Here is a 26,758-nt window from a genome sequence, read left to right on the forward strand (position 1 = left end):
CTCCTGATGCAAGTAATTAGAGTTTCGAGTCGATAGATGGCGAGTAACGAGATTAAAAACCTATATCTCGCTACTCGTAGCTCGAAACTTTTATTCTTATTTAACTAATGTCGCTAGTGCTTTATCTAAGCGATCCAGTCCTTGTTGAATTTCTTCTTCTGTGATGACCAGTGATGGAGTGAAACGCACGACGTTTGCCCCTGCCACTAACACCATCAAACCTTGTTTACCGGCTGCTACGAGAACATCACGAGCACGGCCCTGCCACGCTTCGTTCATCGCCGCACCAAGCAATAGGCCTTTACCGCGAATTTCGGCAAAGATGTTGTACTTGTCGTTGAGCTTAGTTAGACCCTCGCGGAATAGCGCTTCACGCTTAGCCACGCCAGCAAGCGTTTCCGGTTGACTCACGACATCCACAACCGCTTCAGCGACGGCACACGCCAATGGGTTACCACCATAAGTCGAACCATGTGTCCCCACCTTCAAGTGCTGAGCAAGCTCAGTCGTGGTTAGCATCGCACCGATTGGAATACCGCCACCGAGTGATTTTGCGGTACTTAGGATATCGGGTGTCACACCCAAGCCTTGGTAAGCATAGAAGTTACCGGTACGGCCATTACCCGTCTGAACTTCATCAAAAATCAGCAGTGCGTTGTGCTTATCACACAGCTCACGAACCGTTTGAACAAACTCATCCGTTGGTGAAATGATGCCGCCTTCGCCTTGCAGAGGTTCCATCATAATGGCACAGGTGCGATCTGAAATGTGCTCACGCAGCGCATCCACATCGTTGTAAGGTAGGTGAGTCACATCGCCCGGTTTAGGACCAAAGCCATCTGAGTATGCGGCTTGTCCACCGACGGTCACGGTGAAGAAAGTACGGCCGTGGAAGCCTTGAGTAAAGGCGATGATTTCTGATTTCTCAGGCCCAAACTTATCTGCTGCGTAACGACGAGCAAGCTTGAGTGCAGCTTCGTTCGCTTCTGCGCCTGAGTTAGCGAAGAACACTTTTTCTGCAAAGCTGACTTCGGTGAGCTTCTTCGCTAGGCGAAGTGCCGGTTCGTTGGTCATCACGTTGCTGAGGTGCCACAGCTTTTGACCTTGTTCGGTCAGTGCGTTCACCATAGCCGGGTGACAATGACCTAGGCAGCTCACGGCAATACCACCAGCAAAATCGATATATTCGTTACCTTGCTGGTCCCAAACGCGAGAGCCCTCGCCTTTTACTGGGATCATTTCCATTGGGTTATAACAAGGTACCATCACCTCATCAAACAAACCGCGTTCTACTTTATTTTCTACAGTCATTGCACATTCCCTCTCGATACCGCATGCATAGCGAATATGGTGTCCTTACTTCGATTCAATGAAATAAGATATTGTTTTGCCATTAAGCAATTACGGCATTGTATTTACATTTAATTAACCATTTCAATAGTGATTTATTCTTTTTAACAACCCTATCAAAGGCCAACACTCACCATCTGTGCGTATTTATGCATCACGCCATCACTTTTATGAAGCAATATATTCTTATAGCAAAGATAAGCTTAGGTTAATCATAGGCTCAACAAGGGCTGGAGCGCAGGCGCAGCGAACCGTACGCATAGTTTTTCACAGACTATTCAAAGCGGGAATTATGAAAGAAATGTTAAGAAAAGTGATCTTAGTCAGGCTTTAGGAGCACGATAAAGCCGTGCATCCTTGTTTAAAGCAGTCGGCGCGCGACAAAATTGGCGAGGATTTGGTGGCCTTGCTCTGTTTTAATTGACTCGGGATGAAACTGTACCGCATCGATGGGCAAGGTTTTGTGTTGGTAGCCCATGATTTCATCCATAGAGCCATCACTGAGCTCGGTCCAAGCCGTGAGTTCAAAGCAGTCCGGCAGGGTGCCATTTTTGACCACCAGAGAGTGGTAGCGCGTCACGGTTAGGGGGTTGTTCAGGCCCGAAAAAACACTGCGGTTGTTGTGGCGAATCGGTGAAGTTTTACCGTGCATCACTTGCCGAGCGCGCACCACCTCACCACCAAACACTTGCGCAATCGCCTGATGGCCCAGACACACTCCTAAAATCGGCAATGTTCCGGCAAAGTGTTCAATCGCCGCCAGCGAAATGCCCGCTTCATTGGGTGTACACGGCCCAGGAGAGATCACCAAATGGCTCGGCTTAAGCGCTTCAATTCCTGCAATATCAATCTCGTCATTACGCACCACTTTCACCTCAGCACCCAACTCGCAAAAGTACTGGTAGAGGTTGTAAGTGAACGAATCGTAATTATCGATAATTAACAGCATTGGCGTAACAGCGTGTGATAAGGGTTCCTATAAGGGCGGTATTGTGCCGCACCCGTTTGGAAAGGCAAGTCTTTGACAAAAATTAAGGCCAGCAGTGCTGGCCTTATCTTTTTACATCGTGATCGATTTAGCGGCGACGACGCCACATTGCAATACCGAACAGTGACATCATGGCACCGATGCCAAAAGAGCCACCCATCTTCAGTTCAAGTACCGCTGGGTCGTGGTCTGATGAACGGAAGTGATCGCTGTACTTAGGCAGGTCACCTTTGTACTCGTTGTTGTAGTCAAACAGGGTCGATTCACCACCGTTAATGTGCCAGTCTGTCGCATCCACAAAATGCTTCTCTAGACTTGGGCTAATCAATAGGTGGTCAAGCGCGCCCACTTCATCGTTGAACGAGTAGCTCCAACTGTTTGGATGGGCTTTCGCCACTGCATTAATGTAACCGTAGCTGTCGGTAATCACCGCACCTTGGTCGCCAAATTGCATTTCGCCACCAATGTAAGTGTTACGTGCGGCTTTAATGGTTTTACCATACTTCTCTTGGCTGTAATCGGTCAGTACGAGCATTGGATCTTCCATGCCGTAAGAGTTCATATCACCCAAGATCACTTTATGACCGTCGATCTCTTTCAGTGCGTCACCCAGTGCCACGGCTGCCGCCACACGGAAGTTTTCACACGAACCTTGTTTATCCAGATCTTGACCGCCTTGACCACCTTGCTCAACAGGCGCTGCGTCTTCCCAACACTTTGAACCTTTTGATTTGAAGTGGTTAATCGCAACGGTAATCGTCTCCTTAGTGCCTTTCACTTTGAACGTCGGCGCTAGAGAATCACGTTGATAGTTTTTACCGTCTTCAATCACTTTACCTTTGTCGTCTAGCACTTCTGGGGCTTGTTGACTTGGCATCGCAATCACGCGCGACTGTTTCAACTTAACCACTTTAGGGCGGTAGATCACGCCGGTGGTGATCACGTCGGTACCAATGTAGTCATTTTCATCCGTCACTTGGTCGCCATTGCTATCCACTGCAACGAAGGCGTAGCGATCTTTCTTGCGCTCAATACGCTGGTTAAGCTGCTCAACCAACTGTTGAATAGCACCATTTTGACCAAAGCCGTTGTTCTCAATTTCCATCAGGCCAATGATGTCTGCATCGAGACGTAGAATCGCGTTGACGATCTTCGCTTGCTGGACTTCGAACTCTTCAAAGTTGTTGGCACCACGGTTGTTGCCATGTGGGTTAGTGTCGCCACCAAATGGAGAGTTGAAGTAGTTCAATACGTTGAACGTCGCGATGCGTAAGTCGCCCTCTTTCATCTCAATCTCTTGCGTGCGAGGGTCGTTGCGCACAAAGCTTTCGCTGGTCAAGGTATTGGTTGGGATCAAGCGGTAATCACCGTAGCTGTATGTGATCACACCCTCTAGACCAACGATGGTGTCGTCGATACGGATGTAATCTTCAGTCGAGCCATCTTGGTCGATATCGGTACGACCAAATTCTGGATAATAAGGAATTTGACCGTTGGCCGCTTTCTGATCGGACTCAACATAAAGGCGACGCTCTGCGTTTTCGATACTTTGCTGTTTCGCCAGTTCAGAGCCAGCGACAAAGTTTTGGTTTGGCTGCATACTGATGCGACCTTGAGCCAAGACCATATTGTTGCGACGCGCCGCATAGTCGTAACCAAAGGTACGGGTGACACGCATATCCAGCGCTTCCGTGGTGCGCACTAGCATACCTTCGTAGCGCTCTAGCGTGCGATCAAAGTTGGCATCACTGGTTAGGATTTCAATGTCTGTCGCGCTAGGTGCCGCTTGCTCACCTTGCTTAACCCAGTTGTTGTTCTCTGCTTTAAGTTGGGTGTGATTGTAGTACTCCTGCACCTTACCTTTGACACACACCACATCCCCCGCTTTTAGCCCAGAGCTTGATTGGTTAGTGTGTACAAACAAGCCTTCTGATGTCTGTGGGTTGTAGTCGTCAGTTAATGCTTGCAGGTAGAAACCTTTGGTCAGGCCGGTGGTAACGGCACTCACCACACCTTTAACGAAAAAGTCTTCATTGGTGATGTATGGGTAGCCGTTGATAAATGGTGAAGTATCGCCTTCGCCTTGGATCTCTTGAATAGACGTGAAGCTCGGCGTCTGACCATCTTGGGTACAGGCAAACGGCTCTGGTGCTGTGCCACCATCAAGCTCGCCCAAACCGTCGATGCTATCTTTCGCCAGCGATGACCATTGAGAAGCGTCATAAGTAGAAGATGGGGTCATCGCATCTGAGTTACGGACTAGGGTGACATCTTTGGCAAAGTTGCTGCCGTCGTTCACAGTGCCAATCACATCATGCACAGCGCCATCTTTTAGCAGCGCCATCGGGTCGTTGCCATTAAAGTTCGCCGTGGCGCTGTTTAAGATATCTGCGACCGCTTTAATGTCGTCACTGGCACTGGTGTGTGCCACAACCAAGACACTTTGCGCAGCGAGCACTTGCCCATTTAACGAGAGTTTACTTCCCCATTCGCCTGAGCCATTGTTTTGTTTAGCCAGCTCGTAGCCATCAAGCGAGACAGGGCTATCGCCGGTATTGGCAATCTCAATCGCTTTGTTGTAACTCCCCCCTTCAACATATTGAGAGAGGATGATGTCCGCCATTGCTGGCGACGAGAGGGCGCCCGCGACCACTGCGGCAAGGAGTGTAGGAGTCAATTTTTGTTTCATGTTATCCACCATGCATCGCTTTCAATGTTGAGCAACAACTAGAAAGCGTGTTCCAAATCACTTTTTGTGTGACGAGTTATTTTAAAACCATGCTCAGTGTTGATGTTTTTTATGAAACTAAAAATTACATTCAGTGACAGTGAGATTTCGATCTCATAGATTTGATGAATAATTGAAGCACGGTCATATTTTCAACACCCGAGGATAACAGAAGTTTCAATAATGAGATTATCGCATTGAAATAGTTAAGCTTTTACTAATGAATAGAGTTTTAGCTCTATACGAATTTCGTATTATTGATCAAAAAAGGCGCGTGGATACGCGCCCTTTTTGATCACTGGCAGTTGATCAGTTAAGTCGATTGCGATCATCATCATCGTCTTTGCGTTGGTACTCACCTTCAAAGGTGTTACCCGACGAGTCGTGACGCTTAAACGGGTCTTGTTCGAACGGCCCTTGTTCAAAAGGTTGACCATTAAAGCTGCCGTGGAAGCCGCCACCCACCGATTTGACCACCATCTTGCTCATCAGGTATTTAGCCATCACAGCACGTGGCGCTGGAAGCAACACCAGCATACCCAGCGCATCGGTCATAAAGCCTGGGGTAAGCAGCAACACGCCAGCCACCGCAAGCATCACCCCTTCAAGGATCTGTTGCGCTGGCAGTTCCCCTTGTTGCAGGCGGGTTTGCACTGACATCAGTGTCTGTAAACCTTGGCTACGTACCAAAGACGCGCCGACAAATGCGGTGATCAGCACCAAAGCGATGGTCGGCCATATGCCCAAGTAACCACCCACTTGAATAAATAGACCTATTTCGATGATAGGAACAAAAATAAATAGCAGAAGTAAGATAGGAAACACACGCCCTCCTTTGTTGAGTTCAGTGTACGTGCAAAGGTGCAAGAGCTCAAACGAAAGCGGTAACGATTCGTGTCCGACCTGACCCTTTTCACTCACCGCAACACTGCCTCGAAAACGGCTATCAATACCCCGTTCATAGTTTGCAAAACTTTAAGCAAATAAAAGCAAAAAAAGTGATCAAGTTACTATTTTTATGCGCTAGGTACAGTATTATGTGCCACATAAGTCAGGATGGATTATACAGCCAAAAACTCTGCCGAATGGATTCTTAAACTACAGATATGGCTAGAAGTTACCCTTAATATCAGAATAAATCTCTAAGGATCCTGTATGGCTACCCTAACTGATGCCGCCGCAATGGCGACTACAGCAACCCGTATCGAAGAAGACTTACTCGGCCAACGCCACGTACCTGCTGACGCGTATTACGGCATTCATACCCTACGCGCCATTGAAAACTTCAATATCTCTAACATGACCATCTCTGACGTGCCGGAGTTTGTTCGCGGTATGGTCATGACCAAAAAAGCCGCTGCGCTTGCCAACAAAGAGCTTGGCGTGATTGCCAAAGATGTCGCTAACCACATCATTGAAGCGTGTGACCTGATCCTTGAAACAGGAAAGTGCATGGATCAGTTCCCTTCAGACGTATTCCAAGGCGGGGCTGGAACCTCGGTCAACATGAATACCAATGAAGTGATCGCTAACCTGGCGTTGGAACTAATGGGTAAAGAAAAAGGCCAATACCAGTTCATCAACCCAAATGACCACGTCAATAAGAGCCAGTCAACCAACTGTGCTTACCCAACCGGTTTTCGTATCGCGGTTTACAACAGTGTTCACCAGCTCATGGATGCGATTGAGTACCTAAAAGGTGCATTCGAACTTAAAGCGCAAGAGTTTAAAGATATTTTGAAGATGGGTCGTACTCAGCTTCAAGATGCGGTTCCAATGACGGTCGGTCAAGAGTTCCACGCTTGGGCGGTCACGCTGAACGAAGAGATTCGCGCGCTGGATTACACCTCAAAACTGCTGCTCGAAATCAACCTAGGCGCAACCGCGATCGGCACCGGTCTTAACGCTGCACAAGGTTACCAGGCCGCGGCGGTCAAACATCTGGCTGAAGTGACCGGCTTGGATGTTGTCCCTGCGGAAGACTTAATTGAAGCGACGTCTGACTGTGGTGCTTACGTAATGACCCACGGCGCACTAAAACGTCTAGCGGTTAAGCTGTCTAAGATCTGTAACGATCTGCGTTTGCTCTCATCAGGTCCACGCGCTGGCCTTAACGAGTTAAACCTACCAGAACTGCAAGCAGGCTCTTCAATCATGCCGGCTAAAGTAAACCCTGTGGTACCAGAAGTGGTTAACCAAGTGTGCTTTAAGGTACTGGGTAACGACAACACCATTTCGTTTGCTGCAGAGGGCGGTCAGTTGCAGCTCAACGTGATGGAGCCTGTGATTGCGCAAAGCATGTTTGAGTCTATCTCGATTCTGTCTAACGCTTGTATAAACCTACGCGACAAATGCATCGACGGCATCACGGTCAATAAAGAGGTGTGCGAGAATTACGTTTACAACTCTATCGGTATCGTCACCTACCTCAACCCATACATTGGTCACCATGAAGGGGACATCGTCGGTAAAATTTGTGCCGAAACGGGTAAGAGCGTGCGTGAGGTGGTGTTGGAGCGAGGTCTGCTGACAGCAGAAGAGTTGGACGACATTCTCTGTGTCGAGAACTTTATGCACCCAACCTACAAAGCGAAACGCTACGAGTAGCAAAGCGAGAAAGGGCCATTGCGGCCCTTTTTTAAGCCTTACACTCATTTTCCTTATAAATAACAAGGTTTTATTCTCATTATCTAACCAGTTAGAGCCTGAATGGTTAGATAATTAGAATCATCATTTACATTGAGAGGTATCAATATGGTAGCAGTCGAACTCATTGTCGTTCTGCTCTTTATCTACTTAGGAGCAAGAATTGGCGGGATTGGCATTGGTTTAGCCGGTGGTGCAGGTGTGATTGCACTGTCGCTGGTATTAGGCGTGCCCACCAGCCAAGCGTTTATCCCTGTCGACGTTATTCTTATCATCATGTCGGTCATTACTGCCATTGCTGCAATGCAAGTTGCCGGTGGTATGGATTGGCTGGTACAAGTGGCCGAAAACTTTTTGCGTAAACACCCTGAGCGCATCACCTTTTATGCGCCGATTGTCACCTTTTTGATGACCTTAATGGCGGGTACCGGACACACAGCGTTCTCTACGTTGCCTGTGATTGCCGAGGTGGCGAAAGGTCAGGGAGTTCGTCCGTCTCGTCCACTATCGATTGCGGTGGTTGCCTCACAAATCGCCATTACCGCTTCACCAATCTCCGCAGCGGTTGTCGCCTTCGCAGCCATGTTGGCCCCTATGGGTGTCGACTACCTAACCCTATTGGCGGTCTGTATTCCAACCACCTTTGTTGCCTGTATGATTGGCGCCTTTGTTGCTAACTTTATGGGCGGCGAGCTGAAAGACGATCCGATTTATCAGGAACGTCTAGAGCAAGGGTTGATCAAGCTGAGCGGCGAGACCAAACGTGAGATCTTGCCTACCGCGAAAACCGCCACCTACATCTTCTTGGCCGCGATTGGTTTTGTTGTCTGCTATGCCGCTGCTATCTCTGGCTCTGTGGGCCTAATCAAAGACCCAGCGCTTGGTCGCAACGAAGCCATCATGACCGTGATGCTCGCTGCTGCCGCTGCGATTGTGCTCGTCACTAAGATCGATGCTGCGAAAATCCCATCAGCGGCCACCTTCCGCTCAGGTATGACGGCTTGTGTCTGTGTACTCGGTGTCGCTTGGCTTGGCTCGACCTTTGTTAACGCTCACGTCGATGGCATCAAAGACGTTGCCGGCGCGCTACTTGCTGATTACCCGTGGATGCTGGCTATGGTGCTGTTCTTTGCTTCGATGCTGCTCTACTCACAAGGTGCAACCACAGTTGCACTGATGCCTGCAGCACTGGCCATCGGCGTAGCCCCATTGACCGCAGTGGCCTCTTTCGCCGCGGTAAGTGCCCTATTTGTGCTGCCGACCTACCCAACCCTACTTGCAGCGGTTGAAATGGATGACACCGGCTCAACACGCATAGGTAAGTATGTATTTAACCACCCATTCTTTATTCCTGGTGTGGTCACCATCGCCTCTGCGGTTGCCCTTGGTTTCACCTTTGGCGGGCTACTTATCTAGCGTTTAGCTTGATAGAAAATCGATAAAAATAATAAAGGGAGCCTAGCTCCCTTTATTTTATTCAGTGTAAAAAAACCTAGCTCACATTCTATTTTTGACCTTAATCAATAAACTCTCCGAAAAGCTTTTATGCATTTTAATTCGTCGCTTTGAATAAAATTCCGCATTATTTAACCCACCCAATAGCGTTTGGCTAAAACCCTACATCAACAGAATGAAGCTGGAATATTAATCCACCTATAGCAACCAAATAATCGCTGGTTTTCCAACGCTCATTTCTAGTCAAAAAATGTCACTATGTTTTTGTGAAGATCCCCAAAGTTACTGACCATTCAATGCTTTTAAAATAGCGATATAGGGTATCAACAAGCCCGAATTACAATCCCTAATACCAATAACTTACTCTAGCAAGAGTTAATTATTTAATAACTATTAGTCGCTGATTCACTTTTATTTATTGGTATATAAATAAAAGTAAGGAGATCGCTATGACAACTCAAACTGTACCTACCGAAGAGAAAAAAGGCGGCTTCTTTGCCAACTTCAAGTTCCCTTCAGCCTACACCATTCTGTTTGTCCTCATTGCTTTGGTGGCGATGTTGACTTGGATTGTCCCTGCGGGTCAATACGACCGCGCCATGAATGAAGACTTAGGGCGAGAAGTGCCCGTCACCGGCACCTATCAAGCGGTTGAGGGCAACCCTCAAGGCGTGATTGATGTCCTACTGGCACCGATCGATGGTTTCTACGACCATAATAGCTACGAAGCCGCAGCTATCGACGTTTCCTTGTTCATTTTGGTGATTGGTGGCTTCCTAGGACTTGTGACCAAAACAGGAGCTATTGACGCGGGTATCGAACGTGTCACGCATCGCCTAGAAGGTCGCGAAGAGATGATGATCCCGATCTTGATGGCTCTGTTTGCCGCAGGTGGTACCATCTACGGCATGGCGGAAGAGTCACTCCCCTTCTACACCTTGTTAGTCCCTGTAATGATGGCGGCGCGCTTTGACCCTGTCGTCGCCGCTGCAACCGTATTACTCGGTGCGGGGATTGGCTGTCTTGGTTCTACCATCAACCCATTCGCCACGGTTATTGCCGCTAACGCATCGGGCATTCCGTTCACTGACGGCATTATGCTGCGCGTTATTATGTTGGTGATTGGCTGGGCTATCTGTGTCGCTTACGTCATGCGCTATGCACGCATGGTGCGTCAGGACCAATCTAAATCAATCGTTTACGATAAGTACGAAGAGAATAAAGCGCACTTCCTCGGCAACCAGTCTGAAGAGGGCCTAGAGTTCACCACTACCCGTAAAGCCATTCTTGCCATCTTTGGCGGCTCATTCGGGGTGATGATTTACGGTGTGTCAGTTGCCGGTTGGTGGATGGCTGAGATTTCAGCGATGTTCCTAGCAGCGACGATTATTGTCGGTATCGTGGCTCGAATGAGTGAAGAGGAGTTCACCAACAGCTTTATTGATGGTGCTCGAGACTTGCTTGGCGTCGCGCTTATCATCGGTATTGCACGTGGTATTGTGGTGGTAATGGACCGCGGCATGATCACCGATACGATTCTTTTCTCAGCAGAGCAGATGGTCACAGGTTTGTCGTCAGTGGTGTTTATCAATGTGATGTTCTTCCTTGAGATTCTACTCTCGTTCCTTGTGCCATCAACGTCAGGTTTGGCCGTTCTCACTATGCCAATCATGGCGCCGCTTGCCGACTTCGCAGGTGTGGGTCGTGAGTTGGTGATTACCGCTTACCAATCGGCATCTGGCTTAGTGAACTTGATTACTCCAACTTCAGCCGTGGTTATGGGTGGCTTGGCGATTGCCCGAGTGCCTTATGTACGCTGGGTCAAATGGGTAGCACCACTGTTAGCTATCCTCACCCTGTTCTGTGTGGTGGTATTGAGCATCGGTGCTCTAATCTAGCCCCATCGCAATCAAAGATTTCTTTTCCTAACCCTGGTTCACAGGATGTGAGCCACCTCAAAGCCGCCTTGTGCGGCTTTTCTTGTGTTTGGAATGGCGCTATGTGGGTTACTCACTTCCACAATCACGCGCCTACCCCGTCATTCTGAAAAAGGAGGCACGACCACAATTCAGAATCTACTCAATCAAACCAGCAACGCCAGATTGCAGATAACTCGTCTATCGCTTCTGGAATGACGCGAGGCGGGTTAATCACTTTCGCAATCATGAGCCTACCCGGTCATTCTGAAAAGGGAGGCACGACCGCAATTCAGAATCTACTCAACCAAACCAGCAACGCCAGATTGCAGATAACTCGTCTATCGCTTCTGGAATGACGTGAGTCAGGTTACTCACTTTCGCAATCATGAGCCTACCCGGTCATTCTGAAAAGGGAGGCACGACCGCAATTCAGAATCTATTTATTCAGACCTATAAGTAATTAGAAAATCTAGGCCATTTCATTATTAGTATTTATTAACTGGATTTACTTTTAAATAAGCCGCTAATTATTACAATGTGATCCACATAACAATTGCCACCAATACTTTGTTATAAAAAACCTAAAATATCATTCAAAAACCATTATCTAGAAAGATTCACTGCATATTTCCGCTTTATTCAACTTATTATCACTAGTTTTTTATTGAATATTTTTCCTGCCATTTAATTGTTATCAAGCATCTTGGATATTTCTGTGCATAAAGTTCCAAATCCAATGGCTATTTAGGGGCGTTACAGCGAGATAACAACTGCATAGATATTGTTAAAACCCTTATAGGACAAGGGCTGAAGCATAAAAAACGAACTGTGATTGACCTCTAAGAATCCTCGGCCAACAGGCGTAATATGAATTCCAGAAACAAAATAAGTGAATAAATAAATTCACGCTTCTATTCCCTACTAATTAAATATTAGTTTTAGAAATTAAGACTAATGAATAAATAAGAGAGATACGATCATGAGTAAGTTTTACGTAGGTTCTGAAATCGGTCAATTGCGTCGCGTTCTGGTTCACCGTCCTAGACGAGCTCTGACTCACCTCACCCCATCTAACTGTCACGATCTGCTTTTTGATGATGTATTAGCGGTTGAGCGCGCAGGTAAAGAACACGATGTGTTCACTCAAACGTTACGTAACCAAGGTGTTGAAGTGCTGCTGCTCACCGACTTACTGGCTGATACACTGGCAGTCCCTGAAGCCAAAGATTGGCTGCTTGCGCGTCAAGTGTCTGATTACCGCTTGGGCAAAACATTCGCTAACGACGTTCGTTGCTACCTAGGCGACCTTCCAAACCTAGAGCTGGCTAAAATCCTCACCGGTGGTCTTTCTTACGCAGAGATGCCGATGAAATCTTCTTCTATGATGCAAGGTCTACATGCACCAACAGATTTCATCATTGAGCCGCTACCAAACCACCTATTCACCCGCGATACGTCTTGCTGGGTATATGGTGGCGTGTCAATCAACCCAATGGCGAAACCGGCGCGTCAACGTGAAACCAACCATGTTCGCGCTATCTACCGCTGGCACCCAACCTTCGCTGGCCAAGACTTCATTAAGTACTTCGGCGACGACGAAAACATCAACTACGACAACTCTACGATTGAAGGCGGCGACGTTCTAGTTATTGGCCGCGGCACGGTTCTTATCGGTATGTCTGAGCGCACCACCGCTCAAGGTGTTGAACACTTAGCATCAGGCTTATTCAAGCACGGTCAAGCCAAGCAAATCATTGCAATGGAGCTACCAAAACACCGCTCTTGCATGCACTTAGACACCGTCATGACCCACATGAACGAAGACACCTTCTCGGTCTACCCAGAAGTGGTGCGTAAAGATGTCAAATGCTGGAGCCTAACTGGCGATGGATCTGGCGCGGTCAACGTGAAAGAAGAAGGCTACTTCGTTACCGCTATCGAGAAAGCGCTTGGCGTCGACAAACTCAACCTTATCACCACAGGTGGTGACAACTTCCACGCAGAGCGTGAACAGTGGAACGATGCCAACAACGTTCTAACAGTGAAACCAGGCGTGGTGATTGGCTACGAAGGCAACACTTACACCAACGAGAAATACGACAAAGCAGGCATCACAGTTCTACCTATCCCAGGTGATGAGCTAGGTCGTGGTCGCGGCGGCGCTCGCTGCATGAGCTGCCCTATCGAACGTGACGGTATCTAAGTAAGTGATTAAAGGCGAGGGCAAGGCTCTCGCCACTGCAGAGAGATTTTCAACATGACAAAACAAACAGTTGTTGTAGCACTGGGCGGCAATGCCCTACTTCGTCGCGGTGAGCCATTAGAGGCAGAAGTGCAACGCCACAATATTGAGATCGCGGTAAAAACCATTTCAGAAATCGCACAAGAGTACAACGTGGTACTGGTGCACGGAAATGGTCCACAAGTTGGTCTATTGGCCCTACAAGGGTTGGAATACAAAAAGGTCGCCCCTTACCCACTTGATGTACTCGGCAGCGAAACGCAAGGCATGATCGGCTACATGTTGATGCAAGAGTTCAAAAACCAAATGCCTAACGTCAACGCGACTTGCATGCTGACGCAAATGACGGTCGATCCTAACGACCCTGCCTTTGCCGATCCAACCAAGCCAATTGGCCCGATTTACGAAGAAGCCGAGGCGCGCGAGCTGGCTGAAAAATACCACTGGACCATCAAACCTGACGGCAAGCACTTCCGCCGCGTGGTACCGAGCCCGCAGCCAACCGGCATTGTCGAGCACGAAGCGATCACAGCGCTTATCGAACAAGGTCACTTGGTGATTTGTACTGGCGGTGGCGGTATTCCAGTCAAACGCGAAAACGGCAAATTGGTGGGTGTAGAAGCGGTGATTGACAAAGACATGTCGGCAGCCTTCCTAGCCAAACAGCTCGATGCGGATGCGCTGCTTATCCTAACTGACGCTGATGCGGTTTACCTTGACTGGGGCAAACCAACCCAGCATGCCCTGCGCGGCACCACACCAACAGAACTGGCCAAATACGAGTTCGATGCCGGTTCCATGGGACCAAAAATCGAAGCCTCGTGCGAGTTCATCAAGCAAGGCGGAAAAGTGGTGGGTATCGGCTCTTTGGAAGATGGCCTACGCATTCTGCAAGGCACAGCGGGCACCAATATCACCAAAGGCTAAAACCATCACTGGAGCGAGTCATTGAGAAGTCACCCTCGTTGAATCAAGACCCTCATGCCTCGCTCCCCACTGTGGCAAACACTTAAAGAAACAAACACCAATAATTACTGCGTTTTCTTACCTCTTTCCCTGCAATAAGAGAGCGCTAAACCCTAAGAAGGAAAACATCATGGCTTTCAACCTACGCAACCGTAACTTCCTAAAACTACTAGACTTTACTCCACGTGAAATCCAACACTTCTTGGACCTTTCTGCGGAATTGAAAAAAGCAAAATACAACGGCTATGAGCAACCTCGTCTAAAAGGCAAAAACATTGCCCTTATCTTCGAGAAAACCTCGACTCGCACCCGTTGTGCCTTTGAAGTTGCCGCTTTTGACCAAGGCGCTCAAGTGTCTTACTTAGGCCCTTCTGGCTCTCAAATCGGTCACAAAGAGTCGATGAAAGATACAGCGCGCGTACTTGGCCGCATGTATGACGGCATCGAGTACCGTGGCTTTGGTCAAGAAATCGTTGAAGAGCTTGGCGCTTACGCTGGCGTGCCTGTATGGAACGGCCTAACAGATGAGTTCCACCCAACTCAAATCCTGGCTGATTTCCTAACCATGATGGAACACGGCCGTGGTAAACAGCTACACGAAATGAAGTTTGCTTACCTCGGTGACGCTCGTAACAACATGGGTAACTCACTCATGGTTGGCGCAGCGAAAATGGGCATGGACATACGTCTTGTGGCGCCAAAAGCGTTCTGGCCAGAAGAAGAGCTAGTCGCTACCTGTCGCGCAATCGCTGAAGAAACAGGGGCGAAGATCACCCTAACGGAAGACGTTCAAGAAGGCGTTCAAGGCTGTGACTACCTATACACTGACGTATGGGTATCGATGGGCGAAGCGAAAGAAGCATGGGCTGAGCGCATCAACCTAATGATGCCTTACCAAGTTAACATGGAGATGCTAAAAGCCACGGGTAATCCACATGTGAAATTCATGCACTGCCTACCAGCATTCCATGGTGAAGACACAACGGTTGGTAAACAGCTTGCGGCGGAATACCCACAACTGAAAGACGGTGTGGAAGTGACAGACGAAGTGGTGGAGTCTAAACACTCTATCGTGTTCGATGAAGCGGAAAACCGCATGCACACCATCAAAGCGGTGATGGTTGCAACACTAGGCGACTAATATCACGCAAAGATATTAATCGCGAATACTCTATATCGCGGAGTTAATTCTCAGATAAACGAGTAATTTGCAGGGAAATGCGGGTGGCATTCACGATGTGCAAAAACACGGTGAATAAAACCCGCATTTTTTTTCATCCAATTAGCACAGAAAACCACACAAATACCGGCTAAGCCAAGTAGCCACAATAGATGAGAAAAGGTGGGTAAAATCGGCCAATTTCGCATAAAAATCCAATTTTTGGATACTTTCCGCAAACGCTTGCGTTGGCGATTTTTGTCCGTATAATCCTCCGCAATTTGTCTAGGAGAACATAAGTGAAGCAGCTCAATACAACCCACCGTTGTTACAAAACGCGCCCTGAATCGGGGACGTTGGCTGTGCTATTTTTTGTCTCCATCGATCCAATATCCGCCTCCTATTTTTAGGGGGCTTTTTTTTGTCTGTCATTTACGACGAGGAAGTAAGCTATGGCGCATTCATTGTATAAAAAGCACATCATCTCCATCCCTGAACTCAGCCGTGCAGAGCTGGAGTTGATCGTCGACACCGCAGCAAAATTGAAGGCAGAGCCCAACCCTGAACTACTGAAAAACAAAGTCGTCGCTAGCTGCTTCTTTGAACCATCAACGCGCACGCGCCTCTCATTTGAAACCGCAGTGGAACGACTTGGCGGCAGCGTGATTGGTTTCGACAACGGTGGTAACACTTCTCTGGCGAAAAAAGGCGAAACGTTAGCGGACTCAGTCCAAGTGATCTCATCCTATGTCGATGCATTTGTGATGCGCCACCCGCAAGAGGGCGCGGCGCGTCTGGCTTCAGAGTTCTCAAATGGCGTGCCGATTGTTAACGGCGGTGATGGAGCCAACCAGCACCCGACGCAAACGCTGCTCGACCTGTTCTCTATTCATGAAACGCAAGGTACGCTTGATAACCTCAACGTCGCCTTTGTCGGTGACTTGAAGTATGGCCGTACCGTTCACTCACTCACCCAAGCGCTAGCAAAATTCGACAATGTGCGCTTCTTCTTTATCGCCCCGGATGCGCTCGCCATGCCCGACTACATCTGTGAAGAGCTTGAAGAAGCAGGCATCAAATTCAGCATGCACAACAACATTGAAGAGGTGGTGCCAGAGCTGGATGTTTTGTACATGACTCGAGTACAGAAAGAGCGCTTTGATGAATCAGAATACGCGCACATGAAATCGGCGTTTATTTTAACTGCCGCTACTCTTGAAGGCGCACGCGACAATCTAAAAGTACTTCACCCATTGCCTCGCGTTGACGAGATCACCGTCGATGTCGATAAAACCAAACACGCTTACTACTTCGAACAAGCAGAAAATGGCGTCTACGCTCGTGAAGCCTTACTTGCCCTTGTACTCAACGCCAACCTTTAATTAGCAGGAGACTTATCATGGTGAAACAAACTCAACTACAAGTAGAAGCGATCCGCAACGGCTCAGTAATTGACCATATTCCTGCCAATATCGGCATTAAAGTACTGAAACTGTTCAAGATGCACAAAACCAATCAGCGCATTACCATCGGGCTTAATCTGCCCTCGTCGGCGCTGGGCGGCAAAGATCTGATCAAGATTGAGAACGTCTATCTGACTAAAGAACAAGCCAACCAACTGGCGTTATATGCGCCTAAAGCGACGGTCAATCAAATCGAAGAATATAAGGTGGTGAACAAGCTTAACTTGGTGCTGCCTGAAAGCATCGAAAGTGTGTTTGAGTGCCCAAACAGTAACTGTATTTCTCACGGTGAACCGGTAGAAAGCAAATTCAAAGTGCAGCAAAAGCACGACAATGTTCAGCTAAAATGCCACTACTGTGAAAAAGTATTCTCGCGCGAAATCATGACCGAAGCCCGCTAGCCCATCCGCACCTCTAATGCGCCTCCAGGCGGTCAGCTCTACTGGATAATTATTCCCTTTGTGGAATAATTATCCAAACCAAGCAGCATATATCTCTAACTAATTTATAATTAACTAGTTGTTTGTTTGGCGATCCTATTCACAAAGCCATACATCCTTTGGTGGTATTATTTCGATGATGACAAATTCACCGCAGAAGTGAACGCTCAAAATTCGCCAGCATCCATAGGGAGCGGTGCTGATTGTTACATGGACGAACCACCCTACGTCATGTTTTATTGAGGAGTTCCCATGAGTGAAACTCTACATCCAACCACCATTGATTACAGTGAAGACAAAACGCTCACTGCTGCGTGTAAACGCCTGCTGCAACAACAAAGCTTTGCCACTCAAAATGAGCTGCGTGAAGCGCTGATCAACATAGGTTTTGAAGGGATAAGCCAGTCGACCGTTTCAAGACTGCTCTCTCAACTGGGGGTGGTGAAAGTTCAAAACGCCTGCGGTAAAAAAGTCTACTGCATTACCGTTGAAACCGCGCCGGTTCGGGTTGAATCGTCAATTTCATCTCAGATCGAATTTATTACCCACAATCAGGCGATGGTGGTGGTCAAAACCCACCCTGGCAGCGCTCAGTTGGTGGCTCGTTTGGTAGACATAGATCCACATACTGAAATCTTAGGCACCGTCGGTGGCAATGATACCGTGCTGGTGATCCCTAAAGATACCGACAGCATAGATGCATGCGAGCGAGTGGTGCGCGCACGTTTGGGCGTGGCATAAGCCCTGTCTGCGCCGCCTACCCCGGAGGTGGCGCAAACAGACATTTCTCAGTTCAAGTTGAAACTAATTTCCCCTTTCCCCTGTCTGATTGAGTTAAAATAAACCAAATTTAACTCTTGTGACGATTTATGCGCTTCGCTTTTTCTTTATTACTGTTTTGTTTGAGCGTCATCCCTACACCAGCGATGGCGCTGTTTGGTAATTCAAACGCCTCGCCCAGCTTTACCAATAACACAGGTTTTACCGATAACAATCGCTTTGTTGCCGTTGATCAGGCCTTCCCGTTTAATGCGGTGCAGCAAGGCGATCGCTTGATGCTCGATTGGCAGGTCAAACAGGGCTACTACCTTTACCAACATAGAATCTCAGTCAGTGGAGAGAACCTTGAGTTAGGCGACATCGTCATGCGTGATGGTGAACCGTATAAAGATGAGTTTTTTGGTGACGTCAATATCTACACCTCGCCTCTGTTTGTTGAAGTACCGCTACTCAATTACCAAGACGGCGCGCGCGTGATCGTGCAATATCAAGGCTGTGCCAAGGCAGGCTTCTGTTATCCACCAGAGACGCGCATTGTCGATATCACCAGCTTTCAGTTTTCTGATGCTGCGCAAGTGATGCAAAAAACCACAGTAGAAGCGGCCAAACAACCTTCAGCTGACGCTACGCCTCAATCCAATGATGCCAGTTTGGCATCAAAACTCAGCGACACTTGGTGGACACCACTGCTGTTTTTGGCGCTCGGAGTTGGATTAGCATTTACCCCTTGTGTCCTGCCTATGTACCCGATTTTAACCAGTATCGTGCTGGGTAGTGGCAAGCTCAGTCATGGCCGCGCACTCGGCCTGGCCTTTATCTATGTGCAAGGGATGGCGCTCACTTATACCTTACTGGGGCTCGTTGTCGCATCGGCAGGATTGCAATTTCAGGCCGCCATGCAACACCCTTACGTCTTGATCGGCTTAAGTGCTTTGTTTATCGCGCTCGCGCTGTCGATGTTTGGGCTCTATACCCTGCAATTGCCAAGTGGGATGCAAACTTGGCTCAACAACCTCAGTAACAAGCAGCAAGGGGGCAGCAGCGCAGGCGTGTTTGCTATGGGTGCGATTTCCGGTTTGGTCTGCTCGCCCTGCACCACCGCTCCTTTGTCTGGCGCGCTATTGTATGTGGCACAAAGCGGTGATCTGTTCACTGGCGGCATCGCGCTGTACGCCCTCGCGATCGGAATGGGGATTCCACTGATGTTGGTGGCCGTGTTTGGTAACAAACTGCTCCCCAAAGCGGGCAACTGGATGGACAGAGTAAAGACCCTGTTTGGTTTTGTCTTGTTAGCCGCGCCGATTTTCCTACTTGAGCGCCTGTTACCGCCAGTGTGGGCCACTGGTTTGTGGTCTGCACTTGGCATTGCCGCGTTTGGTTGGCTTTATCACATTAAAAACAGCTTAGAATTCGGTGGCTGGAAGCAAAGTACGGTGGGCATCATCGCGGTACTCGGGCTGTTTGCCTCAGCACAACCTGCGCTGCAATACTACTTCAATGGCTCTGCCAGCCAACAGCAAAACCAGATTGAGTTCATTCAAGTGAGTAATGTGGCGCAACTCGAACAGCAACTGGCTGCGGCTAAGCAAGCAGGCAAACCAGTGATGCTCGACTTTTACGCCGACTGGTGTGTCGCGTGTAAGGAATTTGAAAAGTACACCTTCCACCAGCCACAAGTCGAAGCCAGATTACAAAACTTTGTGTTGTTGCAAGCCGACGTAACCCGTAATCAAGTCGAAGACATCGAGCTACTGAAAAAGCTTAACGTGTTGGGCCTGCCTACGATTGAGTTTTGGTCAACTGATGGCGCGAAGGTCACCGGCGGACGAATTACCGGCTTTATGGATGCCGAAACCTTCCTTGAGCATTTGGACACCCATAACCTTTAAGCATCGTAAACTGGCTTTAATCTTTTCAAACAGTGCCTGCGATTGATGTGGGCACTGTTTTTTTACCTCTGGCTAGCATCTATATGCAATATCGCTAATAAAACCCGATACAGTTCAGACTTTTAGCGAATAAATATTGTCCACAAATGCAAAGGTGTTAATAATTCTATTAACCAAACCTTCATAAGTAGTTAACGTCATGGATTCGACCTACACCATAATCATCGCTGATGATCACCCGCTATTTCGTAACGCGCTTTTCCAATCGGTGCACATGGCGGTTAGTGGGGCGAACCTGCTCGAAGCCGATTCCCTTGAGGCTCTACTTGCGTTATTGGCCAAAGAACAAGAGCCCGATTTACTGCTGCTTGATCTTAAAATGCCAGGCGCTAATGGCATGTCAGGACTGATTCAACTGCGGGCTGAGTACCCAGATTTACCGATCGTGGTGGTATCGGCCAGCGAAGAGCCGGCGGTGGTCACTCAAGTAAAGAGTCACGGAGCGTTTGGTTTTATCCCTAAATCGAGTGACATGCGAGAGCTGGTCAGCGCACTGAACCAAGTGCTCAATGGCGAACCGTTTTTCCCAGAGGGCTCTATCACTAACAATGCAGCTTGTAATGATTTAGCAGAAAAAATTGCCACTTTGACACCTCAGCAGTATAAAGTGCTAGGAATGCTCTCTGATGGTCTACTCAATAAGCAGATTGCTTATGAGTTAAATGTTTCAGAAGCGACAATCAAAGCCCATATGACGGCAATATTTCGTAAGTTAGGGGTAAAAAACCGGACTCAAGCCGTTATTTTGCTCCAACAGCTAGAATCCGAAGTATAATTCACTTAATTCTCACCTTTACTCCGCTTTAAAGTGATATGCTGACCGAGTCAGGCCAAAATCTGACTCACCCTTGAACCTTACTTCGGGAGTCACGCTTTTGCTTAGTATTCTAATTACCCAATTCGTTGTGTTGTGGGCGGTTATCGACCCTATCGGATCCGTTCCTGTCTATCTGTCACAGACTCATCATTTAACGGCCAAGCAGCGCCGCTTAGTGGCTTTGAAAGCCGTAGCGATTGCCACAGGCGTGTTACTGTTTTTCCTAATCGCCGGACAGTTATTGCTCGAGGCGATGCAAATCCCCTTACCCGCCTTTCAAGCGGCTGGCGGATTGGTGTTATTGCTGTTTGCGTTGACGATGATCTTCGGTGAATCAAAGCCAGATCAAGAGAGCAAACTCACCGGAAACATCAGTCACTCAGACTTGGCCGACCTAGCGGTTTACCCACTCGCCATCCCATCTATTGCCTCCCCGGGCGCCATGATGGCGATAGTCATGCTGACCGATAACCATCGTCACTCGCTAATCGATCAAGGTTTGACCGCTGCAGTGATGCTGTTGGTACTGGTCATCACCTTGCTACTGCTACTGGGTGCCACACATATCCAAAAATGGATAGGGAATGTCGGTGCGGCCATCATCAGCCGAGTGATGGGGCTGATCCTAGCGGCGGTCGCGGTCAATAATTTGCTGCTTGGGATCAAAGATTTTTACCTAAGTTAGATAAAACGCCTTCTCGGTGAGCGTCAACGTTAGACTTTAGGCTAATTTAACAGCTCATTAACATCGCAATTTTGATGACAAACTCACTAAGCGCCCGTTATATGGGCGTTTTTTGTTTTTCCCATCGCGACTAAAGTTGAAAAGAGTTCTTGTCCCACCCTTGCTAATGTAGATATTGAAACATTTTCTTAACAACAAACACGTAAGGAGACGGCAATGGCGTTTGAAAGTCAGGATAAAGCCAAAGCCTACTGGGATAAGAACGTTAAACTGATGATAACCCTAATGGTTATCTGGTTTGTCGTTTCATTCGGCTGCGGCATCTTATTTGTAGATGTGCTCAATCAATTTCAACTAGGCGGGTACAAACTTGGTTTCTGGTTTGCTCAACAAGGCTCAATCTATGCCTTCCTAGGTATTATTTTCTACTACGCGTGGAAAATGCGCCAAATCGACCGTGAATTCGGCGTAGATGAGTAAGGAGTAACTCAGATGGATTTGAAAACTATCACTTACCTCGTGGTTGGTGCGACCTTTGTCCTTTATATCGGTATCGCGATTTGGGCACGTGCTGGATCGACAAAAGAGTTCTATGTTGCAGGCGGTGGCGTCAACCCAATCGCTAACGGCATGGCAACGGCAGCTGACTGGATGTCTGCAGCATCGTTTATCTCCATGGCAGGTCTGATTGCCTTCATGGGTTACGGCGGCTCGGTATTCCTAATGGGTTGGACTGGCGGTTACGTACTCCTAGCATTGCTACTTGCACCTTACCTACGTAAGTTCGGCAAGTTTACTGTACCAGAGTTCGTAGGTGAGCGTTTCTACTCAAATGCGGCACGTATCGTAGCGGTTGTTTGTCTTATCATTGCATCGGTCACTTACGTTATCGGTCAGATGAAAGGGGTCGGCGTTGCGTTCGGTCGTTTCCTCGAAGTGGACTACTCTACGGGCCTTCTGATTGGTATGTGTATCGTATTCATGTACGCGGTAATGGGCGGCATGAAAGGGATTACCTACACGCAGATTGCTCAATATTGCGTACTCATTTTAGCTTACACTATTCCTGCAATCTTTATCTCTCTGCAACTAACGGGTCACCCACTACCACAAATTGGTCTCGGGAGTACCATCCAAGGCACCGATGTGTATCTGCTCGATAGGCTCGACCAGGTGGTGACCGAACTCGGATTTAGTGAATACACCACTCAAGTGCGTGGCGATACACTCAACATGTTCGTTTACACTATGTCACTGATGATCGGTACTGCAGGTCTGCCACACGTAATCATCCGTTTCTTCACGGTACCTAAGGTTCGTGACGCACGTACCTCTGCAGGTTGGGCGCTAGTATTTATCGCTATCCTATACACGACTGCTCCAGCAGTATCTGCAATGGCTCGTCTAAATCTAATGGATACAGTTAACCCAGCGCCAGGTCAGCACCTTGCTTATGACGAGCGTCCTGACTGGTTCAAGAACTGGGAGAAAACCGGTCTACTTGGCTTTGAAGATAAGAATGGCGATGGCAACATCCAGTACACTTCAAGCGCAGCGACGAACGAGTTAAAAGTTGACCGTGACATCATGGTACTGGCTAACCCTGAGATTGCGAAGCTACCTAACTGGGTTATCGCCCTAGTGGCAGCGGGTGGTCTGGCAGCGGCACTATCAACGGCGGCAGGTCTATTGTTGGCTATCTCGTCCGCGATATCCCATGACTTAATCAAAGGTGTCATTAACCCGAATATCTCAGAGAAGAAAGAGCTGCTCGCCAGTCGAATCTCCATGGCGGTGGCGATTGCGGTGGCAGGTTATCTTGGCCTCAACCCACCAGGCTTTGCAGCAGGTACGGTAGCACTGGCCTTTGGTCTCGCCGCATCGTCCATCTTCCCGGCACTGATGATGGGTATCTTCAGTAAAGGCATCAACAAAGAAGGTGCGATCGCCGGTATGATTGCAGGTATCAGTATCACTCTGTTCTACGTATTCCAGCACAAAGGCATTCTGTTCATCGCCGATTGGAAATACCTAGAAAGCTGGGGCAGCAACTGGTTCCTAGGCATCGAACCAAACGCATTTGGTGCAATTGGCGCAGTGTTTAACTTCATCGTAGCGTTCGCAGTATCGAAAGTGACTGCAGAAACACCACAAGAAGTGAAAGACTTAGTTGAACACGTACGTGTTCCAGCAGGCGCTGGCGGTGCAGTAGACCACTAAAATATTCTACTCAAACCACAAAAGCCCCTACGGGGGCTTTTTTATTCGCTAAATTGAGTTAACTTAGCCCTTTAACCTTGTAGCAAGGATGCAAGATGTTCAAAAACAAGCACTTTCTAATCGCCTTACTGATCGCTCCGATCCTTTCTTTGATTGCCTACTTTGGTACCGACCTCGCACTGAGTGAAAAGCCTCACGCTGCCAAGGAAGGGGAAACCTATAAGCTCGCCGCCAAGTCTAATTGTCGGTATACCAGCGGCTTGTGTGACATGGAAAACGGTGAATTTAAAGTGCAGTTTCGTTCGGACAAGTTGACCGGCCAAGGATTGGACTTATCACTCAAATCTGCATTTCCGCTCGAGGGGGTTAAGCTGTCTATCGTTGCTGATCAAGAGAGTCCGGCCCAGCCACTGGATATGCAGGCGACTGATTCCACAGGCAAGTATTGGCAGATTTCTGTCGCAAAACCCGCCTCCGCAGAGAGCTGGCTCAGAGTGGCTATTCAGTCTGATGGCACCCTGTATTACGGTGAAACACAAACCGCGTTTGTCAAATACGAGACACTGTTTACTGAATAGAAGCGAGAAGCGAGAAGCGAGAAGCGAGAAGCGAGAAGCGAGAAGCGAGAAGCGAGAAGCGAGAAGCGAGAAGCGAGAAGCGAGAAGCGAGAAGCGAGAAGCGAGAAGCGAGAAGCGAGAAGCGAGAAGCGAGAAGCGAGAAGCGAGAAGCGAGAAGCGAGAAGCGAGAAGCGAGAAGCGAGAAGCGAGAAGCGAGAAGCGAGAAGCGAGAAGCGAGAAGCGAGAAGCGAGAAGCGAGAAGCGAGAAGCGAGAAGCGAGAAAACCATGCAAGGGTTGATAGACAGTGTCAACCCTTTTCTTTTAAATTCAGACGATTAAGCTTAAATATCAGCAAACTTTGCCTGCAACTTTCGACTCACTCATCACAAACTCCTCTCGAAGGACGAAGTCCGCTCTCGATTCTCGGAGCAAAGCGCTCTAGCATCTCGCAGCACGAAGTCCGTTCTCGAAGCTAGGCGTTGTTTGCGCTATATCCCGTCACCACCGATAAAGCTCTGTGAGCGACCATTAAATTGCTGGTCCATGTCGAGAGAAGGCTTATCCGTCTTTGGTCGGCCCACTATCTTCGCTGGTACACCCGCGACGGTGGTATGAGCAGGAACAGGCTGAAGCACCACCGAACAAGAGCCGATTTTCGCCCCTTCTCCCACTTCAATATTGCCGAGGATCTTGGCACCTGCGCCAATCATCACACCTTCTCGGATTTTCGGGTGGCGATCGCCGCACTCTTTGCCGGTGCCGCCGAGGGTAACGTCTTGCAGAATCGAAACATCATCTTCGACGACCGCGGTCTCACCAATCACAATGCCCGTTGCATGATCAAGCATAATGCCACGGCCAATGCGCGCCGCGGGATGAATATCGACCTGACAAGCGACCGAAATTTGATTTTGCAGGTAAGTTGCTAGAGCAATTCGGCCTTGCTTCCATAACCAGTTGGCCACTCGGTAGCCTTGCAACGCGTGGTAGCCCTTGAGGTATAACAGCGGCATCGAATACATTGCAACAGCAGGGTCACGATTGACCGTCGCACAAATGTCGCAAGCAGCGGCGGCACTGATACTTGGGTCTGCATTTAACGCTTCCTCGACCACTTCACGCACCGCCATCGCGGGCATCGAGGCGGTGTTGAGTTTATTCGCGAGGATATAACTCAGCGCCGCACTTAAGCTGTCATGCTTAATTATGGTCGCGTGGTAGAAGCTTGCTAACATTGGCTCCTGTTCAGACAGCTCACGAGCTTCTCGAACAATGGTTTGCCATACCTTCTGTTTTTCACAATGTTTCATGGTATTCCCTAGCACCGGTCAGTCCTCGACCGGTGTCATTACATTCTTTAGGCTTCGGCTCTCTTATCGCGCGCTAACAGATCTCGCGCGGCTAAATGGGCATCTTTGTCTTGATACAATACTTGATATATTTGGTCAACAATCGGCATTTCGACCCCCATCCGTTCAGCGAGCAAATAGACCTCTTTGGTGTTGCGATATCCTTCCACCACTTGGCCAATTTCCTGTTGCGCTGTTTCAACGTCTTTACCCTGACCTAGCGCCAAACCAAAACGGCGGTTACGCGACTGATTGTCGGTACAGGTCAACACCAAATCGCCAAGACCAGCCATCCCCATAAATGTCTCTGGCTGTGCGCCGAGCGCTGCGCCTAGGCGAGTCATTTCTGCAAGTCCTCGTGTGATCAGCGCGGTACGCGCGTTGGCACCAAAGCCAATCCCATCAGACATCCCTGCGCCAATCGCAATCACGTTTTTCACCGCACCACCAAGCTGCATGCCGATAAAGTCGCTGTTAGCGTAGACACGGAAGGTTTTACTGCAGTGAATTTTTTCTTGTAGATCTGCGACAAACTGGGTGTCCGGTGACGCCACCGAAATGGCCGTTGGCATTCCCATCGCCAGTTCTTTAGCAAAGGTCGGCCCTGATAACACCGCCAGCGAATAGCCTTCACCGAGAATATCGTGCGCGACTTCTTTAAGTAAACGTCCTGTTTCAGGTTCTAACCCTTTGGTCGCCCAGCAAATTCGTGAATCATCACTAAGGAATGGCTTGACGTTACTCAATACAATACCAAACACATGACTCGGCACTACCACCAACAGATCACGGCTGGCCTGAACCGCTTTCTCTAAGTCAGATTCAACAATCAACGACTCAGGAAACTCGATGCCCGGCAAGAATTCATGGTTGGCGCGGTCCGCTTCTAGGCGAGCCATATGCTCTGGCTCATGTCCCCAAATTACAACGTTGGCACCGTTACGTGCCAGAGAGATAGCTAAGGAGGTGCCGTAAGAGCCCGCACCCAGCACTGTCATGGCAATCTCTTTACCGTAGCCATTATTGGTCTTATCTTTCATTGTT

Annotated in this window: 22 protein-coding genes; 16 read left to right on the plus strand and 6 right to left on the minus strand. The window is 48.6% G+C overall.

The genetic code is table 11. From position 1 onward, the window contains the following. Positions 1–96: 96 nt before the first annotated feature. From MTO69_RS12435 to MTO69_RS12450, 4 genes are all read right to left on the minus strand, one after another. A complete protein-coding gene (locus MTO69_RS12435; protein ID WP_248329614.1) occupies positions 97–1,311 on the minus strand; it encodes an aspartate aminotransferase family protein in 1,215 nt (404 codons plus the stop codon). Between the two features lie 400 nt (positions 1,312–1,711). Continuing rightward, positions 1,712–2,299 carry an aminodeoxychorismate/anthranilate synthase component II gene (locus MTO69_RS12440; RefSeq protein ID WP_248329616.1) on the minus strand — a complete coding sequence of 196 codons (588 nt, stop codon included), beginning with the start codon at positions 2,297–2,299 and terminating at the stop codon, positions 1,712–1,714. 127 nt (positions 2,300–2,426) lie between these two features. Next, positions 2,427–5,027 carry an ExeM/NucH family extracellular endonuclease gene (locus MTO69_RS12445; protein WP_248329618.1) on the minus strand — a complete coding sequence of 867 codons (2,601 nt, stop codon included), beginning with the start codon at positions 5,025–5,027 and terminating at the stop codon, positions 2,427–2,429. A gap of 348 nt (positions 5,028–5,375) precedes the next feature. Next, positions 5,376–5,891, minus strand: coding sequence for an FxsA family protein (locus MTO69_RS12450; RefSeq protein ID WP_248329620.1), 516 nt, complete (start codon positions 5,889–5,891; stop codon positions 5,376–5,378). 330 nt (positions 5,892–6,221) lie between these two features. On the opposite strand from MTO69_RS12450, the gene aspA reads away from it, so the two are divergent. The 16 genes from aspA to MTO69_RS12530 all read left to right on the plus strand — a co-directional run bounded on the left by aspA (position 6,222) and on the right by MTO69_RS12530 (position 24,704). Beyond that, positions 6,222–7,673 (plus strand): aspartate ammonia-lyase, encoded by a 1,452-nt coding sequence (gene aspA / locus MTO69_RS12455; RefSeq protein WP_248329622.1) that lies wholly within the window; start codon positions 6,222–6,224, stop codon positions 7,671–7,673. A 147-nt stretch (positions 7,674–7,820) separates the two neighbouring features. After that, positions 7,821–9,128 carry an anaerobic C4-dicarboxylate transporter gene (locus tag MTO69_RS12460; RefSeq protein WP_248329624.1) on the plus strand — a complete coding sequence of 436 codons (1,308 nt, stop codon included), beginning with the start codon at positions 7,821–7,823 and terminating at the stop codon, positions 9,126–9,128. A gap of 488 nt (positions 9,129–9,616) precedes the next feature. Next, on the plus strand, positions 9,617–11,065 hold the full coding sequence (locus MTO69_RS12465) for a YfcC family protein (RefSeq protein ID WP_248329626.1): 1,449 nt from the start codon (positions 9,617–9,619) through the stop codon (positions 11,063–11,065). 1,000 nt (positions 11,066–12,065) lie between these two features. After that, complete coding sequence (gene arcA / locus MTO69_RS12470) at positions 12,066–13,289, plus strand: arginine deiminase (RefSeq protein ID WP_248329628.1); 1,224 nt, start codon at positions 12,066–12,068, stop codon at positions 13,287–13,289. A gap of 54 nt (positions 13,290–13,343) precedes the next feature. Beyond that, a complete protein-coding gene (gene arcC, locus MTO69_RS12475) occupies positions 13,344–14,255 on the plus strand; it encodes a carbamate kinase (protein WP_248329630.1) in 912 nt (303 codons plus the stop codon). Positions 14,256–14,424: 169 nt separating this feature from the next. Next, entirely contained in the window at positions 14,425–15,435 is a 1,011-nt protein-coding gene (locus tag MTO69_RS12480; protein WP_248329632.1) for an ornithine carbamoyltransferase, read from the plus strand. Between the two features lie 470 nt (positions 15,436–15,905). After that, positions 15,906–16,835, plus strand: coding sequence for an aspartate carbamoyltransferase (gene pyrB / locus MTO69_RS12485; RefSeq protein ID WP_248329634.1), 930 nt, complete (start codon positions 15,906–15,908; stop codon positions 16,833–16,835). A 17-nt stretch (positions 16,836–16,852) separates the two neighbouring features. Then, positions 16,853–17,317 (plus strand): aspartate carbamoyltransferase regulatory subunit, encoded by a 465-nt coding sequence (gene pyrI, locus MTO69_RS12490; RefSeq protein WP_248329637.1) that lies wholly within the window; start codon positions 16,853–16,855, stop codon positions 17,315–17,317. A gap of 291 nt (positions 17,318–17,608) precedes the next feature. Further along, on the plus strand, positions 17,609–18,097 hold the full coding sequence (locus tag MTO69_RS12495; RefSeq protein WP_248329639.1) for an arginine repressor: 489 nt from the start codon (positions 17,609–17,611) through the stop codon (positions 18,095–18,097). Between the two features lie 128 nt (positions 18,098–18,225). Next, a complete protein-coding gene (locus MTO69_RS12500; RefSeq protein WP_248329641.1) occupies positions 18,226–20,025 on the plus strand; it encodes a protein-disulfide reductase DsbD in 1,800 nt (599 codons plus the stop codon). Positions 20,026–20,224: 199 nt separating this feature from the next. Beyond that, on the plus strand, positions 20,225–20,860 hold the full coding sequence (locus MTO69_RS12505) for a response regulator (protein WP_248329643.1): 636 nt from the start codon (positions 20,225–20,227) through the stop codon (positions 20,858–20,860). A gap of 100 nt (positions 20,861–20,960) precedes the next feature. After that, complete coding sequence (locus MTO69_RS12510) at positions 20,961–21,587, plus strand: MarC family protein (protein WP_248329645.1); 627 nt, start codon at positions 20,961–20,963, stop codon at positions 21,585–21,587. Positions 21,588–21,803: 216 nt separating this feature from the next. Then, positions 21,804–22,067, plus strand: a complete 264-nt coding sequence (locus tag MTO69_RS12515) for a DUF4212 domain-containing protein (RefSeq protein ID WP_248329647.1) — start codon at positions 21,804–21,806, stop codon at positions 22,065–22,067. A gap of 12 nt (positions 22,068–22,079) precedes the next feature. Beyond that, on the plus strand, positions 22,080–23,807 hold the full coding sequence (locus tag MTO69_RS12520) for a sodium:solute symporter family protein (RefSeq protein WP_248329649.1): 1,728 nt from the start codon (positions 22,080–22,082) through the stop codon (positions 23,805–23,807). Between the two features lie 95 nt (positions 23,808–23,902). Further along, positions 23,903–24,385 (plus strand): hypothetical protein, encoded by a 483-nt coding sequence (locus MTO69_RS12525; protein WP_248329651.1) that lies wholly within the window; start codon positions 23,903–23,905, stop codon positions 24,383–24,385. Further along, positions 24,354–24,704: a hypothetical protein gene (locus MTO69_RS12530; protein WP_248329653.1), complete on the plus strand. Its 351-nt coding sequence runs from the start codon at positions 24,354–24,356 to the stop codon at positions 24,702–24,704. Before MTO69_RS12525 ends, MTO69_RS12530 begins: the two co-directional genes overlap by 32 nt. A 149-nt stretch (positions 24,705–24,853) precedes the next feature. On the opposite strand, the gene cysE is transcribed toward MTO69_RS12530, so the two are convergent. Beyond that, positions 24,854–25,675 (minus strand): serine O-acetyltransferase, encoded by an 822-nt coding sequence (gene cysE, locus MTO69_RS12535; protein WP_248329654.1) that lies wholly within the window; start codon positions 25,673–25,675, stop codon positions 24,854–24,856. Positions 25,676–25,722: 47 nt separating this feature from the next. After that, a complete protein-coding gene (gene gpsA / locus MTO69_RS12540; protein WP_248329656.1) occupies positions 25,723–26,754 on the minus strand; it encodes an NAD(P)H-dependent glycerol-3-phosphate dehydrogenase in 1,032 nt (343 codons plus the stop codon). Positions 26,755–26,758 lie beyond the last annotated feature (4 nt).

The organism is Vibrio sinaloensis, from assembly GCF_023195835.1.
Classification (GTDB): Bacteria; Pseudomonadota; Gammaproteobacteria; order Enterobacterales; family Vibrionaceae; genus Vibrio; species Vibrio sinaloensis_C.